Annotated in this window: 13 protein-coding genes; 3 read left to right on the forward strand and 10 right to left on the reverse strand. The window is 59.8% G+C overall.

Annotated features, from left to right (window positions below):
* Nucleotides 1–59: 59 nt before the first annotated feature.
* The 9 genes from M5C56_RS31555 to M5C56_RS31595 all read right to left on the reverse strand — a co-directional run bounded on the left by M5C56_RS31555 (nt 60) and on the right by M5C56_RS31595 (nt 10,237).
* Nucleotides 60–857 (reverse strand): secretin N-terminal domain-containing protein, encoded by a 798-nt coding sequence (locus M5C56_RS31555; RefSeq protein WP_247263485.1) that lies wholly within the window; start codon nt 855–857, stop codon nt 60–62.
* Nucleotides 858–991: 134 nt separating this feature from the next.
* The gene (locus M5C56_RS31560; protein WP_103494154.1) at nt 992–1,417 is read right to left on the reverse strand and encodes a GNAT family N-acetyltransferase; all 426 of its coding nucleotides are present in this window, start codon (nt 1,415–1,417) and stop codon (nt 992–994) included.
* Complete coding sequence (locus tag M5C56_RS31565; RefSeq protein WP_103494153.1) at nt 1,410–2,576, reverse strand: cupin domain-containing protein; 1,167 nt, start codon at nt 2,574–2,576, stop codon at nt 1,410–1,412. The genes M5C56_RS31560 and M5C56_RS31565 overlap by 8 nt, the downstream gene beginning before the upstream one ends.
* 84 nt (nt 2,577–2,660) lie before the next feature.
* On the reverse strand, nt 2,661–4,031 hold the full coding sequence (gene purB, locus M5C56_RS31570) for an adenylosuccinate lyase (RefSeq protein WP_100940081.1): 1,371 nt from the start codon (nt 4,029–4,031) through the stop codon (nt 2,661–2,663).
* Between the two features lie 112 nt (nt 4,032–4,143).
* Complete coding sequence (gene hflD, locus M5C56_RS31575) at nt 4,144–4,767, reverse strand: high frequency lysogenization protein HflD (protein WP_103494152.1); 624 nt, start codon at nt 4,765–4,767, stop codon at nt 4,144–4,146.
* Complete coding sequence (mnmA, locus tag M5C56_RS31580) at nt 4,764–5,897, reverse strand: tRNA 2-thiouridine(34) synthase MnmA (protein ID WP_103494151.1); 1,134 nt, start codon at nt 5,895–5,897, stop codon at nt 4,764–4,766. The genes hflD and mnmA overlap by 4 nt, the downstream gene beginning before the upstream one ends.
* Nucleotides 5,898–5,957: 60 nt before the next feature.
* The gene (locus tag M5C56_RS31585) at nt 5,958–6,404 is read right to left on the reverse strand and encodes an NUDIX hydrolase (RefSeq protein WP_103494150.1); all 447 of its coding nucleotides are present in this window, start codon (nt 6,402–6,404) and stop codon (nt 5,958–5,960) included.
* Between the two features lie 210 nt (nt 6,405–6,614).
* The gene (locus tag M5C56_RS31590; protein WP_103494149.1) at nt 6,615–7,496 is read right to left on the reverse strand and encodes a hypothetical protein; all 882 of its coding nucleotides are present in this window, start codon (nt 7,494–7,496) and stop codon (nt 6,615–6,617) included.
* Between the two features lie 515 nt (nt 7,497–8,011).
* Nucleotides 8,012–10,237, reverse strand: a complete 2,226-nt coding sequence (locus M5C56_RS31595; RefSeq protein ID WP_103494148.1) for an NADP-dependent isocitrate dehydrogenase — start codon at nt 10,235–10,237, stop codon at nt 8,012–8,014.
* Between the two features lie 496 nt (nt 10,238–10,733).
* Between M5C56_RS31595 and icd the strand changes: the two genes are divergently transcribed.
* Nucleotides 10,734–11,990 carry an NADP-dependent isocitrate dehydrogenase gene (gene icd, locus M5C56_RS31600; protein WP_103494147.1) on the forward strand — a complete coding sequence of 419 codons (1,257 nt, stop codon included), beginning with the start codon at nt 10,734–10,736 and terminating at the stop codon, nt 11,988–11,990.
* 75 nt (nt 11,991–12,065) lie between these two features.
* Here the strand turns inward: icd and cspD are convergent, their stop codons facing one another.
* Nucleotides 12,066–12,341 (reverse strand): cold shock domain-containing protein CspD, encoded by a 276-nt coding sequence (gene cspD, locus M5C56_RS31605; protein WP_103494155.1) that lies wholly within the window; start codon nt 12,339–12,341, stop codon nt 12,066–12,068.
* 227 nt (nt 12,342–12,568) lie between these two features.
* On the opposite strand from cspD, the gene clpS reads away from it, so the two are divergent.
* Entirely contained in the window at nt 12,569–12,931 is a 363-nt protein-coding gene (clpS, locus tag M5C56_RS31610) for an ATP-dependent Clp protease adapter ClpS (protein ID WP_040069302.1), read from the forward strand.
* 28 nt (nt 12,932–12,959) lie between these two features.
* Entirely contained in the window at nt 12,960–15,230 is a 2,271-nt protein-coding gene (clpA, locus tag M5C56_RS31615; RefSeq protein WP_103494146.1) for an ATP-dependent Clp protease ATP-binding subunit ClpA, read from the forward strand.
* The last annotated feature ends 75 nt before the right edge of the window (nt 15,231–15,305 follow it).

Below are 15,305 nucleotides of genomic sequence, written 5' to 3' on the forward strand. Positions count from 1 at the left end.
CTTTTTTTTAGGCACTACATCTTTAGTCTAATACGACTCGCCAGTCAGTTTTTGGTGCTTTAGTCCAGGCTGTCGACTTTCACCCGCAAAGTCATGTCGTTACGCCCGGAGGTCGAGTAGCTGCGGGTTAGCGCCTGTCGGTCGGCCTGGCTCTGGCCATTGACGCCGGCCAGGGTGATCCACTCGCCCAGGCGCCCGCTGACGGTTGTGTCGGTGCTTTGCACGTTCACTACATCCTGACGCTCCTGGCTGATCCGGTCACGATTGGTACTGATGGAGAGGTGAACGATGTCGCCGGTGACGCTGGCGGTGACGTAGAAACCCTGGGTCACGTTGCGGTATTGGCTCTGGATCTGCGTCAGGGGCTGTTGATTAGGGTTCTGATTCTGGTTCGAGCCGTTACCCTGGGTCTGGTTGGTGCTGATGGCGGTGGTCAGCGGTACGCTCTGGCCGACCTGGATCAGCGCGGGGGTGCCTTCGACGGTCTGCACCTGCTGGATGCCGCCGTCGCGACTGGCGGTGCCATAGTTGATGACGCGGGTCTGGTTCTGGCCGTTGATCGTGTAGCCGTTGTTCTGGTCGTTGTTTTCGCTGGTGTCGACGCTGATCAGCAGGCGCTTGGCCGGGGTGTCGAGTTGGCCGAGGAAGTCACGCAGTTCCTTGATCTTGGCCGGTTCCGCATTGACGATCAGTTGGTTCTGGTAGGCGCTGGCCTTGCCGTCCTTGCCGAGAAAGTCCTGGGCTACCGGCAGCAGGTCGGCGCTGGTGCGGTAGTTCAGGGGAATGATTTCGGTGGCGGCCTGGGCGCTGAGGGTGCAGGTCAGTAGCAGGCCGGTGAGCAGGGTGCGTAGGGACATGTCCGTTATCTCCGCGTTGGACTGGGCAATGGGTTGAGTTTGACAGTTTCTCGGCCATTGGTGGGTCAAGTTGAATCGCGGACGGCAAAACGCCCCGATGGCGGGGCGTTCTGGGTGATGCTCAAGCGGTGGAATCAGGCGGAGTTGCGCACCATATCCACGTGGGGAATCCCGGCTTCGAGAAACTCCTCGCTGACGATGCTGAACCCCAGGCGCTCATAGAACCGGGTCGCCTGGACCTGGGCACTGAGCATCTGTTGCTTGAGGCCACGTTTCTCGGCCTCGCCGATCACCGCCTGCATCAGCGCGTCACCGACCTTCAGCCCGCGCCAGTCCTTGAGGACCGAGACCCGGCCGATATGGCCGTCCGGCAACAGCCGGGCGGTGCCGATCGGGAAGTCCCCCTCGACGGCCAGGAAGTGCACGGCGCCGCTGTCATCGGCGTCCCACTCCAGCTCCGGCGGAACCGACTGCTCGGCAATGAACACCGACTCACGAATGCGCCGAATCTCGGCGTTATCCTTTTGCCAGTCCGCGACACGTACGTGAATTCTATTCATCGGCAAATCCCAGGCTTCCTTGTTTGACCAGCTGACACAGCAGGCTGCGGCCGTCTTCATCGGCCAACCATGGCGCCAGATTATCCGCGTGCAGCGCATCGGCCGCACAGATCATTTTCAACAGCTCGCGCAGTTTGCCCGGCAACAGGCGGCTCTGTCCGCTGGCGAACAGCAGCAGGTCGTCGTCGACTTCGGACCAGGCCAGGCGCGCGCTCGGGTTGCGGATCAGGATCGCGCCATCTTGCAGGCCGCTGAGCAGGTCTTCTTCTTCGAGTTCCGGGCCCACCACCAGTTCCGGATAACGCGGCTCGGTCATGAACTGGCCGAACCAGGTCAGCAGCAGGCGTTCGTCGCTCATATGCTCGGCCAGCAGGCTTTTCAGGCGGTCGAGGGCGTCGTGCTGGATCTGGTGCGGGTCAGCCACCGGTTGCGCGTCGGCATCGGTGTAGCGTTCTTCGTCCGGCAGGAACTGGGCGAGGAAGTCGGTGAAGTGGGTCAGCACTTCGGCGGCGCTCGGTGCACGGAAGCCGACCGAATAGGTCATGCAGTCATCCACGGCCACTCCACAATGGGCCAGGCGCGGCGGCAGGTAGAGCATGTCGCCGGGTTCCAGGGTCCACTCGGCGGTTTCCTCGAATTCGGCGAGGATGCGCAGGTCGGCGTGTTCCAGCAGCGGGCTGGTGGAATCGCACATCTGGCCGATTTTCCAGTTGCGCTTGCCGTGGCCCTGGAGCAGGAATACATCGTAGTTGTCGAAGTGCGGACCGACGCTGCCGCCGGGCGCGGCAAAGCTGATCATCACGTCGTCGATGCGCCAGCTCGGCAGGAAGCGGAAGTGCTCCAGCAGTTCGGCGACTTCCGGGACGAACTGATCCACGGCCTGCACCAGCAGGGTCCACTCACGCTCCGGCAGTTGGCTGAAGGCGTCTTCGGCGAACGGGCCGCGGCGCAGTTCCCAGGGGCGTTCGCCGTGCTCGATGATCAGGCGCGATTCGACTTCTTCTTCCAGGGCCAGGCCGGCCAGTTCGTCGGCGTCGATCGGGCTTTCGAAATCCGGAATGGCCTGGCGGATCAGCAGGGGTTTCTTCTGCCAGTAGTCACGCAGGAATTCCCGGGCGGTGATGCCGCCCAGAAGTTGCAGAGGAGTATCAGGATTCATGTATAACCTATTGAAAAAAAGCATTTTTAAGGCTGGAATAAAAACGCCCGGCTCAGCCGGGCGTTCAGAGCGGGTACGGCGCGATCAGATACGCTGGGCCTGGGCCACGGCGTTGCCGATGTAGTTGGCCGGGGTGAGCTTTTTCAGCTCGGCCTTGGCGTCCGCGGGCATTTCGAGGCCGTCGATGAAAGTCTGCAGCGCTTCGGGGCTGATGCCCTTGCCGCGGGTCAGTTCTTTCAGTTTTTCGTACGGGTTTTCGATGTTGTAGCGACGCATGACGGTCTGGATCGGCTCGGCCAGGACTTCCCAGCAGGCGTCCAGGTCGGCGGCGATTTTCTGCTCGTTGAGCTCCAGCTTGCTGATGCCCTTGAGGCTGGCTTCGTAAGCAATGACGCTGTGGGCGAAGCCGACGCCGAGGTTGCGCAGCACGGTGGAGTCGGTCAGGTCACGCTGCCAGCGGGAGATCGGCAGCTTGCTGGCCAGGTGCTGGAACAGCGCGTTGGCGATACCCAGGTTGCCTTCGGAGTTTTCGAAGTCGATCGGGTTGACCTTGTGCGGCATGGTCGAGGAACCGATTTCGCCGGCAATGGTGCGCTGCTTGAAGTAGCCCAGGGAGATGTAGCCCCAGATATCGCGGTCGAAGTCGATCAGGATGGTGTTGAAGCGCGCGATCGCGTCGAACAGCTCGGCAATGTAGTCGTGCGGCTCGATCTGGGTGGTGTAGGGGTTGAAGCCCAGGCCCAGCTCGTCTTCGATAAAGGCGCGGGCGTTTTCTTCCCAGTCGATCTGCGGGTAGGCCGACAGGTGGGCGTTGTAGTTGCCCACGGCACCGTTGATCTTGCCCAGCAGCGGCACGGCGGCGACCTGGGCGATCTGGCGCTCCAGGCGGTAGACGACGTTCGCCAGTTCCTTGCCCAGGGTGGTCGGCGAGGCCGGCTGGCCGTGGGTGCGCGAGAGCATCGGCACGGCGGCGAAGCGCTGGGCCAGTTCGCGGATGGATTCGGCGATCTGGCGCATCAGCGGCAGCAGCACGTCGTCACGGCCTTCGCGCAGCATCAAGGCGTGGGACAGGTTGTTGATGTCCTCGCTGGTGCAGGCGAAGTGGATGAATTCGCTGACGTTGGCCAGTTCAGGCAGCTTGGCGGCCTGTTCCTTGAGCAGGTACTCAATGGCTTTGACGTCGTGGTTGGTGGTGCGCTCGATCTCCTTCACACGCTCGGCGTGTTCCAGGGAAAAGTTCTCGGCGAGGGTGTTCAAGACCGCGTTGGCTTCGGCGGAAAAGGCCGGAACTTCGCTGATCTGGGCGTGGGCGGCCAGGCGCTGGAGCCAGCGCACTTCCACCAGCACGCGTGCACGGATCAGGCCGTATTCGCTGAAAATTGGGCGCAGGGCCTGGGTTTTGCCGGCGTAGCGGCCGTCAACAGGGGAAACCGCAGTGAGCGAAGAAAGCTGCATGGGGTGTTCTCGGACAGTCGGGCAACGAAATGGGGCGCGTATCATACATGAAAATACTCGCCGGTCTGTTGCCAACCGACCGGCGTCTTGCGCTTTTCGCGGATAACGGCGCCTAGGCGCTGTGCATCAGCGGGTAGAGTTCCTTGAGCAGCTTGCGCCGGCTGACCACCAGTTGCCAGCGATGGCCACCCAGTTGTCGCCACAGGCGCGCCGAGCGGATACCGGCCAGGAGCAGGGCGCGGATCTTCGAGGCGTTGCTCGGTTGTTGCAGGTTGCGCATGTCGCCGTGCACCTGGATACGCTGGCGCAGGGTGCTCAGGGTGTCCTGGTAGAGGGCGCCGCAGGCAGCCACGACGTTTTCGTGGGACGGGCCGAAATGCTCGACCTGGGACTGGATCTGCGGCAGGCGCTTGCCGATGATCTCCAGCAAGTCGTCACGCTTGGCCAACTGGCGCTCGAGGCCGAGCATCGACAGGGCGTAGCGCAGCGGTTCGCGTTGCAGGGCGCTGGGGTCGCGCTCCAGGGCGCCGATCAGCGCGCGGTAGCCGTCGCGCAGTTGGAGGTCGTCACCGCCGTAGACTTCCAGGGTGTCCTTGGGGTCGCGCACCAGCAGGCTGTTGAGCATGCAGCTCAAGCCGGCTTCGCTGGACTGGCCGCTCTTGGCGATCTTGTCCACCAGCACCGCGGCGAGAAACACGCCGCCCAGCGCCGTCAGTTGCTCCTGGGTCGGGCTCATGGGCGCTGTTCCTTGAAGGTCCAGGGCTCGGCGACTTCGATCACGCCGCCACCGAGGCAGACTTCACCGTCGTAGAACACCACCGATTGGCCTGGAGTCACCGCGCGCTGGGGTTCGTCGAACACGGCGCGATAGCCGTTTTCAGTCTGTTCCAGGGTGCAGGACTGGTCGCCCTGGCGATAACGCACCTTGGCCGTCAGCTTGCGCGGCACGCTCAGGTCCACCGGGTTGACCCAGTAGATCTCGGAAGCGAGCAGGGCGCGGGAAAACAGCCATGGGTGCTCGTTGCCCTGGCCGACGATCAGTTCGTTGTGCTCCAGGTCCTTGAGCAGCACGTACCAGGGCTCGTCGCCGGCGTCCTTCAGGCCGCCGATGCCCAGGCCCTGGCGCTGGCCGATGGTGTGGTACATCAGGCCGTGGTGACGACCGATGACTTCGCCTTCGGTGGTCTTGATCTCACCCGGCTGGGCCGGCAGGTACTGCTTGAGGAAGTCGCTGAAGCGCCGTTCGCCGATAAAGCAGATACCGGTGGAGTCCTTCTTCTTCGCCGTGGCCAGTTCGTGTTTCTCGGCAATGGCGCGCACTGCGGGCTTTTCCAGTTCGCCGACCGGGAACAGGGTCTTGGCGATCTGTTCGCCGCCGACGGCATGGAGGAAATAGCTCTGGTCCTTGTTCGGGTCCAGGCCCTTGAGCAGTTCGGTGCGGCCGTCGATGTCGCGGCGACGCACGTAATGGCCGGTGGCAATCAGGTCGGCACCCAGCATCAGGGCGTAGTCGAGGAACGCCTTGAACTTGATTTCGCGGTTGCAGAGGATGTCCGGGTTCGGCGTGCGTCCGGCCTTGTATTCGGCCAGGAAGTGTTCGAACACGTTGTCCCAGTATTCGGCGGCGAAGTTGGCGGTGTGCAGCTTGATGCCGATCTTGTCGCACACGGCCTGGGCGTCCGCCAGGTCGTCCATGGCGGTGCAGTACTCCGTTCCGTCGTCTTCTTCCCAGTTCTTCATGAACAGGCCTTCCACCTGGTAACCCTGCTCCATCAGCAGTACGGCGGAAACGGAAGAGTCTACGCCGCCGGACATGCCGACGATGACGCGCAGGTTTTCTGGGGCGGTGGCAGCTGGATCACGCATAGGGATTCAATGAGTGTCTTCGAAAAAGGACGCGATTCTAACAGGCCCGGGCCCGCAAGGCTAAAGAGAAGGGCGGATCAGCTCGAGACTGTGCAGGGGGCCGGCCAGATAATCGTCCAGGCAGCGGATGATCAGCTCGCTGCGCCATTGCGGGCGCAGGGCCAGCAATTCGTCGCGGGTCAGCCAGCGTGGGCCGATGATGCCGTGGTCCAGTGGGTAGTCTGGGCGGTGCTTGAGCGCTTTGCCGGCAAAGCAGACGCGCTGGTAGGTCACGCCGTTGCTCGGGGCGGTATACAGGTAGATGCCGACGACGCCGGTCAGTTCCACCTCCCAGCCGGTTTCCTCGAGGGTCTCGCGGATGGCGGCCTCACTGAGGCTTTCATTCGGGTCCAGGTGACCGGCGGGCTGGTTGAGGACCGTTGCTGCTTCGTAGCACTCTTCGGTGAAGAGAAAGCGACCGTTGTCTTCGACGACAGTGGCGACGGTGATGTGGGGGTTCCAGTCCATGGGGAGACCTCTATTTCTCAGTTGAAATGCAGGCCCCTGTGGGAGCAGGCTTGCTCGCGATAGCGGTGGATCAGTCGATATTAAATGAATGATGAATCGCCGTCGCGAGCAAGCGCCCATACAGGCAATTACGTCCTCCTTGTCAGCGATGCTGGTCTTGAATGTAAATGGCAGTAGCCCTTCGCTGGCCTGTGCAGGCTCTGGTCATCCTTAAAGAGCAACGCATATCGCATTCGGATAGTAGTTGTCTTCGAGTGAAAAGTGTCGGATATCACACAGTTTGCTTGTAAATGATTTGATCGTCATGGTGACCTGTTTTTTTGATGTGTCGTGGTCAAATTCGACGACAGCGGTTGCTTCCGAGAATCCGTCCTTTATAGTCAGGGTTGTTATTCCAGGTGGATAACCCTTGTCTGGTGTGAGGTAGTAATCGGTGCCCGCCCCTGGATAGCCTTTACCCTGTTGGTCTACTTTGTTTATTTCTCCTGGAGGGAATTCTCGGTATACATCGCAGCCCGAAAAATAGAGATTGACGTTGGATAAAATAGAAAATTTATCTGTGGTTGCGATAATGACTTGGGAGACCTTCTCTTTGGGGGCCGGATGTACGAGGTCGCTTGGAGAGTATTGAATGACCTTATCGTTGATCTGGACCTCAAACCGCCTGTCGGCCTCATCTGTCTTGCTGTCGGCTGCTGCACCTGATTTGCGCATCGTAAGTTCAATTATCATTAGAAAATCATCGAAAATCCAAGGGAAAACGTCGACGCTGGCGCCAGGAGAGCTGGTTGAGTAGGTGACTTGATTTCCGAACTTGATCACATTGAATTTGTATTCAGCAGATGAGCTTTCAAACAGTAGTTCATGGGAGGCAGTGACGTAGCTATATCTCTGTCCATAGTCATTGGTACGAACACCTGTAGAGAATCTTCCGCCAGCATGGCTGAGCTCATTTACTTCTCTATACTCAAAAGGCTCGTTCTCGCCCTCTCTGGCGTACAAGGTGGGAGATACTTTCAGGTGCTGAAAACTCCAGTTCCCGATGGCGAAGGGTCTTTGAGCAGGCATGGTAACTTGCTTGTTATTTTTCATGATGTGTCCCTCAGTGTAAGCGAGTCAGGTGATGAGTTTTCAGTGCGTATTGTTCGTTAAAAACTCAAACCTTGTACAAGGACAACTGCTATCGCTGCGTAGGCGATTGCAGCAACCCGGTTTCGCTCCACTTGAGGTCGATACAGCTATAGGTCATTCCAGTTTCAGAATGACGCCTGATCTCGCGCTCTCTCGTTCTCTTGCCGAGACATCCCGCATCCCAAAAGGCTGAAAGGAGCGTGTTTGGATCATGCCGTGGCTTTCAACACTCATGGTTTACTTCATGCGCCTTCAGTGAAGAGGGCGTACTTAGAACGATGCCATTGAGTCTAGGTCGCCCCCTGACGCTGTCAAGCAACCTCCAGCGCCGGAGGTCGTTTCAACCCAAAATGCAGCGCACAAGAAAAATGCCCGTATCTTGCGATACGGGCATTCGTTCAATCGGTCAGAAGATGGCCAGGTTTTAACAGCCCGACAGGATCGCGGCTGTGAATATTCCTTGCAACCTTCCAGCCTTACACCAGTGTAGCGATCGCCGCGTTGAAGGTTGCGCTCGGACGCATGGCCTTGCTGATCAGCTCGGCGTCGGCGTGGTAGTAGCCGCCGATGTCCACTGGCTTGCCCTGTACGGCGTTGAGCTCGGCAACGATGGTCGCCTCGTTCTCGGCCAGGGTCTTGGCCAGCTGGGTGAACTGGCCTTGCAGCGCAGTGTCTTCGCTCTGGGCGGCCAGGGCCTGGGCCCAGTACAGCGCCAGGTAGAAGTGGCTGCCGCGGTTGTCGATGTTGCCGACTTTACGCGATGGCGACTTGTTGTTGTCGAGGAACTGGCCAGTGGCCTGGTCCAGGGTCTTCGACAGCACCAGGGCTTTCGGGTTGTTGTAGGTCACGCCCAGGTGTTCCAGGGACGCGGCCAGGGCCAGGAATTCACCCAGGGAGTCCCAGCGCAGGAAGTTCTCTTCCACCAGTTGCTGCACGTGTTTCGGTGCCGAACCGCCGGCGCCGGTTTCGAACAGGCCACCGCCGTTCATCAGCGGCACGATCGACAGCATCTTGGCGCTGGTGCCCAGTTCCATGATCGGGAACAGGTCGGTCAGGTAGTCGCGCAGCACGTTACCGGTCACCGAGATGGTGTCCTTGCCGGCGCGGGTGCGGTCCAGGGTGAACTTCATCGCGTCGACCGGCGACATGATCTGGATATCCAGGCCGGTGGTGTCGTGGTCCTTGAGGTAGGTCTGGACCTTCTCGATGACCACGCCGTCGTGGGCGCGCATTGGGTCCAGCCAGAAAATCGCTGGAGTGCTGCTGGCGCGGGCACGGTTGACGGCCAGTTTGACCCAGTCCTGGATCGGCGCGTCCTTGGTCTGGCACATACGGAAGATGTCGCCGGCTTCCACGGTCTGTTCCAGCAGGGTGCGACCGGTGCTGTCGGAAACCCGAACCACGCCGTCGGTCTTGATCTGGAAGGTCTTGTCGTGGGAACCGTACTCTTCGGCTTTCTTCGCCATCAGGCCGACGTTCGGCACGCTGCCCATGGTGGTTGGGTCGAAGGCGCCGTGTTGCTTGCAGTCTTCGATCACCGCCTGGTAGATGGTGGCGTAGCAGCGATCCGGGATCACCGCCTTGGTGTCGTGCAGCTGGCCGTCGGTGCCCCACATCTTGCCGGAGTCACGGATCATCGCTGGCATCGAGGCGTCGACGATGACGTCGCTCGGCACGTGCAGGTTGGTGATGCCTTTGTCGGAGTTGACCATGGCCAACGACGGACGGGCAGCGTAGACCGCCTGGATGTCGGCTTCGATCTGCGCCTGTTGCTCGGCCGGCAAGGCCTTGATGCGGGCGTACAGGTCGCCGATGCCGTTGTTCAGGTTGAAGCCGATCTGCTCCAGCACGTCAGCGTGCTTGGCCAGGGCGTCTTTATAGAACTCGGCAACGATCTGGCCGAACATGATCGGGTCGGAGACCTTCATCATGGTGGCTTTCAGGTGAACCGACAGCAGCACGCCTTGTTGCTTGGCGTCTTCGATTTCAGCGGCGATGAAGCTGCGCAGGGCGTTCTTGCTCAGCACGGCGCAGTCGAGGATCTCACCGGCTTGTACGTTGGTTTTCTCTTTCAGGACGCTGGCAGTGCCGTCCTGGGCGATCAGCTCGATCTTGACGCTGCCGGCAGCGTCGATCAGTGCGGCTTTTTCGCTGCCGTAGAAGTCACCGGTGCTCATGTGAGCGACGTGGGACTTGGAGTCGGCAGCCCAGGCGCCCATCTTGTGCGGGTGCTTGCGGGCATAGTTCTTGACCGACAGCGGCGCGCGGCGGTCGGAGTTGCCTTCGCGCAGGACCGGGTTCACGGCGCTGCCCTTGATCTTGTCGTAACGGGCGCGAGCGTCTTTCTCGGCGTCGGTGCTGACGGTTTCCGGGTAGTCCGGGATGTTGAAACCCTGGGCTTGCAGTTCCTTGATCGCTGCCTGCAGTTGTGGAACCGAGGCGCTGATGTTCGGCAGCTTGATGATGTTGGCTTCGGGGGTGATAGCCAGCTCGCCCAGTTCGGCGAGGTGGTCCGGCACGGCCTTGGCGCCCAGTTGTTCAGGGAAGCTTGCGAGAATGCGGCCGGCCAGCGAGATATCACGGGTTTCCACGGCGATATCAGCCGAAGCGGTAAAGGCCTCTACGATAGGCAACAGTGAATAGGTGGCGAGGGCAGGGGCTTCGTCGGTGAAGGTGTAGATGATCTTCGAACGGTTGGGCATATTCGGATTAACTCTCTTCTTTGCTAAAGCATGCGCAGAAACTCGAGATGCGCCGGGTAAGCGCGTTCGTTCAAAAGTCATCCATGAGCCGAATGTCGAGGTTTCTTCGCGCGCGGTGATGTTGGGTGCATCAGTCGAGCGTCAAGCGGTCGGATTGCGATAACAACCCGGCTTTTTCAGGCGGAAAGTCTCGTTGTAGAGAGGTCGGCCGTCGTGACTCCATGGTCAGCGGCGCGATTATACATAGGTTGCTGGCAAAACGCCGATGCTTCATAAGCGACTACACTCGTCCATTGGTCTAAAGGTCGCAGGGCACCCTGTGACGAGGTGTCGCAAGCAGTGCTCGACTTTGGCGCTTTTACCTTTGCTTTCAAGCTTGTAGGCCGCGAAATCGAGGTTTTTCGCGGCAGATGAGTCGGGTGTGAGGTTCCCACGGGCAAGCACCTGGGGTACGCTCGAACGCAGCCAGATGTTCAATCCATAGATGGAGTTCAACATGGGATACAAGAAGATTCAGGTTCCGGCCGTCGGCGAAAAAATCACCGTCAATCCAGACCATTCTCTCAATGTTCCTGACAACCCGATCATCCCCTTCATCGAAGGCGATGGTATTGGCGTCGATATCAGCCCGGTGATGATCAAGGTCGTCGATGCGGCGGTACACAAGGCCTACGGCGGCAAGCGCAAGATTTCCTGGATGGAAGTCTTTGCCGGCGAGAAGGCCACCCAGGTCTATGACCAGGACACCTGGCTGCCCCAGGAAACCCTGGATGCGGTCAAGGATTATGTGGTTTCCATCAAGGGGCCGCTGACCACACCGGTGGGCGGCGGCATCCGTTCGCTGAACGTGGCCCTGCGTCAGCAGCTCGACCTGTATGTCTGCCTGCGTCCGGTGCGCTGGTTCGAAGGTGTACCCAGCCCGGTGAAGAAGCCCGGCGACGTTGATATGACGATCTTCCGTGAAAACTCCGAAGACATCTATGCCGGTATCGAATGGAAGGCCGGTTCGCCGGAAGCGATCAAGGTCATCAAGTTCCTGAAGGAAGAAATGGGTGTCACCAAGATTCGTTTCGACCAGGACTGCGGGATCGGCATCAAGCCGGTGTCCAAAGAGGGCACCAAGCGACTGGCGCGCAAGGCCCTGCAATATGTCGTCGACAACGATCGCAAGTCGCTGACCATCGTGCATAAAGGCAACATCATGAAGTTCACCGAAGGTGCCTTCAAGGAGTGGGCCTATGAAGTGGCGGCCGAGGAGTTCGGCGCGACCCTGCTCGACGGCGGCCCGTGGATGCAGTTCAAGAACCCGAAAACCGGCCGCAACGTGGTGGTCAAGGACGCCATCGCCGATGCCATGCTCCAGCAGATCCTGCTGCGTCCGGCGGAGTATGACGTGATCGCGACCCTGAACCTGAACGGCGACTATCTGTCCGACGCCCTGGCCGCCGAAGTGGGCGGTATCGGTATCGCGCCGGGGGCCAACCTGTCCGACACCGTGGCAATGTTCGAAGCGACCCACGGTACCGCGCCCAAGTACGCGGGCAAGGACCAGGTCAATCCCGGATCGCTGATCCTGTCCGCGGAAATGATGCTGCGGCACATGGGCTGGATCGAAGCGGCCGACCTGATCATCAAGGGCACCAATGGCGCCATCGGCGCGAAAACCGTGACTTATGATTTCGAGCGTCTGATGGACGGTGCGACGCTGGTGTCGTCTTCCGGCTTTGGCGATGCGCTGATCAAGCACATGTAGGCTGACCGGCGGTAAACGAAAACGCCCGAGCCTAGTGATTGGCCCGGGCGTTTCGTTATCTGAAAGCCTCTGCTTTCAGGCCTTGGCCGTTTCCGCCGGGGCTTGTGCCCCTGCATTCTGCGGCTTTGCCGCGGGTGCTGCGGTGGTCACGAGTGCCTGAATATCGACCGCGTGCAGCCCCTTGGGACCCTGGACGATCCTAAAGCTTACTGCCTGGCCAGCCTTAAGGGTTTTGTAGCCATCCATCTGGATGGCCGAGTAATGGGCGAACAGATCTTCACTCTTGCCTTCTTCAATGATGAAGCCGTAGCCCTTGGCATTGTTGAACCACTTGACTTTACCACTCAGCATGCTCATATCCCTCTGCAAACGACCCCATCACTGGAGTATCATCCAGTTCATCCTTCACTGCGTGAACCAGAAAAACGGTTGACGGTATGGACCTTTATTACCCAATGTGGGCTCTATTGGTTGTAACACCGTTTTGCCGATAGTCAAGGTGACGCGACGGCCAGTGTTGAAATCTGTCCGAAGTGCCCCCATCACTGCAATTGCTCAACTGACGAACCTTTCTTTCCATGCATGCAATCAGCCAGATTCGACTAACATTCAATCAGGATCGCCCGGATTCCCACGACGACGATTCAGCGGGTATTGCTGTACAGGAATCCAAGCCCGCGTTGCAGGCGCCACCGATGTACAAGGTGGTTTTGTTCAATGATGACTACACACCGATGGATTTCGTCGTCGAAGTGCTCGAGGTGTTTTTTAACCTGAATCGCGAGCTGGCGACCAAGGTCATGCTGGCCGTCCACACAGAAGGACGGGCAGTATGTGGAGTGTTTACCCGCGACATCGCCGAGACCAAGGCCATGCAGGTCAATCAGTACGCCAGGGAAAGCCAGCATCCGCTACTCTGTGAAATCGAGAAGGACGGTTAATGCCGACCACTTGGGTATGAGGTGAACTATGTTAAACCGCGAACTCGAAGTCACCCTCAATCTTGCCTTCAAGGAGGCTCGCTCGAAGCGTCATGAATTCATGACCGTCGAACACCTGCTGCTGGCCCTTTTGGATAATGAGGCTGCCGCCACCGTCCTGCGTGCCTGTGGCGCCAATCTCGATAAACTCAAGCACGATCTGCAGGAGTTCATCGACTCCACCACGCCGCTGATCCCCGTCCATGACGAGGATCGCGAAACCCAGCCGACTCTGGGCTTTCAGCGTGTCCTGCAACGTGCTGTCTTCCATGTGCAGAGTTCCGGTAAGCGTGAAGTGACGGGCGCCAACGTGCTGGTCGCGATCTTCAGCGAGCAGGAGAGCCAGGCGGTCTTCCTGCTCAAGCAGCAAAGCGTTGCACGTATCGATGTCGTCAACTACATCGCCCATGGCATCTCCAAGGTGCCCGGGCACGGCGATCACTCCGAAGGCGAGCAAGATATGCAGGACGAAGAGGGCGGTGAGTCTTCATCTTCAGGCAATCCACTGGACGCTTATGCCAGCAATCTGAACGAACTGGCGCGCCAGGGTCGTATCGATCCGCTGGTCGGGCGTGAGCTGGAAGTCGAGCGCGTGGCGCAGATCCTGGCGCGCCGGCGCAAGAACAACCCGCTGCTGGTGGGCGAGGCGGGCGTGGGCAAGACGGCCATCGCCGAAGGCCTGGCCAAGCGCATCGTCGACAACCAGGTGCCGGACCTGCTGGCCAACAGCGTGGTCTACTCCCTTGACCTCGGTGCACTGCTGGCCGGTACCAAATACCGCGGCGATTTCGAGAAGCGCTTCAAGGCGTTGCTCGGCGAGTTGAAAAAACGTCCGCAGGCGATCCTGTTCATCGACGAAATCCACACCATCATCGGTGCGGGTGCCGCTTCCGGCGGCGTCATGGATGCCTCGAACCTGCTCAAGCCGTTGCTCTCCTCGGGTGATATCCGCTGCATCGGTTCGACCACCTTCCAGGAATTTCGTGGCATCTTCGAGAAGGACCGGGCTTTGGCGCGGCGCTTCCAGAAGGTCGACGTGTCCGAGCCTTCGGTGGAAGACACCATCGGTATCCTGCGCGGCCTGAAAGGGCGTTTCGAGCAGCACCACAATATCGAGTACAGCGACGAGGCCTTGCGCGCCGCCGCCGAACTGGCGTCGCGTTATATCAATGATCGGCACATGCCCGACAAGGCCATCGACGTGATCGACGAGGCCGGTGCCTATCAGCGCCTGCAACCGATCGAGAAACGGGTCAAACGCATCGAGGTGCCTCAGGTCGAGGACATCGTGGCGAAGATCGCGCGGATTCCGCCAAAACACGTCACCAGCTCCGACAAGGAACTGCTGCGTAATCTGGAGCGCGACCTGAAACTGACCGTGTTCGGTCAGGATGCGGCCATCGACTCGCTGTCGACCGCCATCAAGCTGTCCCGTGCCGGCTTGAAATCGCCGGACAAACCGGTCGGTTCGTTCCTGTTCGCCGGTCCCACCGGCGTCGGCAAGACCGAAGCGGCGCGGCAGTTGGCCAAGGCGATGGGGATCGAACTGGTGCGTTTCGACATGTCCGAGTACATGGAGCGTCACACCGTTTCGCGTCTGATCGGTGCGCCTCCGGGTTATGTCGGTTTCGACCAGGGCGGCCTGCTGACCGAGGCCATCACCAAGCAACCGCATTGCGTGCTGCTGCTCGATGAAATCGAGAAGGCCCACCCGGAAGTCTTCAACCTGCTGCTGCAGGTGATGGACCACGGGACCCTGACCGACAACAACGGGCGCAAGGCGGACTTCCGCAATGTGATCGTGATCATGACCACCAACGCCGGTGCCGAAACCGCGGCACGTGCGTCGATTGGCTTCACGCATCAGGACCACTCGTCCGATGCGATGGAAGTGATCAAGAAGAGCTTCACGCCGGAGTTCCGCAACCGTCTGGACACCATTATCCAGTTTGGTCGCCTCAGCCATGAGGTGATCAAGAGTGTGGTGGACAAGTTCCTTACCGAGCTTCAGGCGCAGCTGGAAGACAAGCGTGTGCAACTGGAAGTCACCGATGCGGCGCGCAACTGGCTGGCGGAAGGTGGTTACGACGCGGCGATGGGCGCACGCCCGATGGCGCGTCTGATCCAGGACAAGATCAAGCGGCCGTTGGCCGAGGAGATCCTGTTCGGCGAGTTGTCCGACCATGGCGGTGTGGTGCACATCGATCTGAAGGATGGCGAGCTGACCTTTGAGTTCGAAACCACGGCTGAAATGGCGTGATCTAGACCCGCAAAACACAAAGGCGCCTTCGGGCGCCTTTGTTTTATCCGTGCTCCTGAAAACACCGCGCTCCCC

Source organism: Pseudomonas sp. MWU13-2862 (assembly GCF_023242495.1).
In the GTDB taxonomy this organism is placed as follows: domain Bacteria; phylum Pseudomonadota; class Gammaproteobacteria; order Pseudomonadales; family Pseudomonadaceae; genus Aquipseudomonas; species Aquipseudomonas gingeri_D.

Excerpts from the sequence above, each read along its gene's own strand:
- M5C56_RS31555 (WP_247263485.1), bottom strand. The coding sequence starts at position 857 with ATGTCCCTACGCACCCTGCTCACCGGCCTGCTACTGACCTGCACCCTC.
- M5C56_RS31560 (WP_103494154.1), bottom strand. The coding sequence starts at position 1,417 with ATGAATAGAATTCACGTACGTGTCGCGGACTGGCAAAAGGATAACGCC.
- M5C56_RS31565 (WP_103494153.1), bottom strand. The coding sequence starts at position 2,576 with ATGAATCCTGATACTCCTCTGCAACTTCTGGGCGGCATCACCGCCCGG.
- purB (WP_100940081.1), bottom strand. The coding sequence starts at position 4,031 with ATGCAGCTTTCTTCGCTCACTGCGGTTTCCCCTGTTGACGGCCGCTAC.
- hflD (WP_103494152.1), bottom strand. The coding sequence starts at position 4,767 with ATGAGCCCGACCCAGGAGCAACTGACGGCGCTGGGCGGCGTGTTTCTC.
- mnmA (WP_103494151.1), bottom strand. The coding sequence starts at position 5,897 with ATGCGTGATCCAGCTGCCACCGCCCCAGAAAACCTGCGCGTCATCGTC.
- M5C56_RS31585 (WP_103494150.1), bottom strand. The coding sequence starts at position 6,404 with ATGGACTGGAACCCCCACATCACCGTCGCCACTGTCGTCGAAGACAAC.
- M5C56_RS31590 (WP_103494149.1), bottom strand. The coding sequence starts at position 7,496 with ATGAAAAATAACAAGCAAGTTACCATGCCTGCTCAAAGACCCTTCGCC.
- M5C56_RS31595 (WP_103494148.1), bottom strand. The coding sequence starts at position 10,237 with ATGCCCAACCGTTCGAAGATCATCTACACCTTCACCGACGAAGCCCCT.
- icd (WP_103494147.1), top strand. The coding sequence starts at position 10,734 with ATGGGATACAAGAAGATTCAGGTTCCGGCCGTCGGCGAAAAAATCACC.
- cspD (WP_103494155.1), bottom strand. The coding sequence starts at position 12,341 with ATGCTGAGTGGTAAAGTCAAGTGGTTCAACAATGCCAAGGGCTACGGC.
- clpS (WP_040069302.1), top strand. The coding sequence starts at position 12,569 with ATGCATGCAATCAGCCAGATTCGACTAACATTCAATCAGGATCGCCCG.
- clpA (WP_103494146.1), top strand. The coding sequence starts at position 12,960 with ATGTTAAACCGCGAACTCGAAGTCACCCTCAATCTTGCCTTCAAGGAG.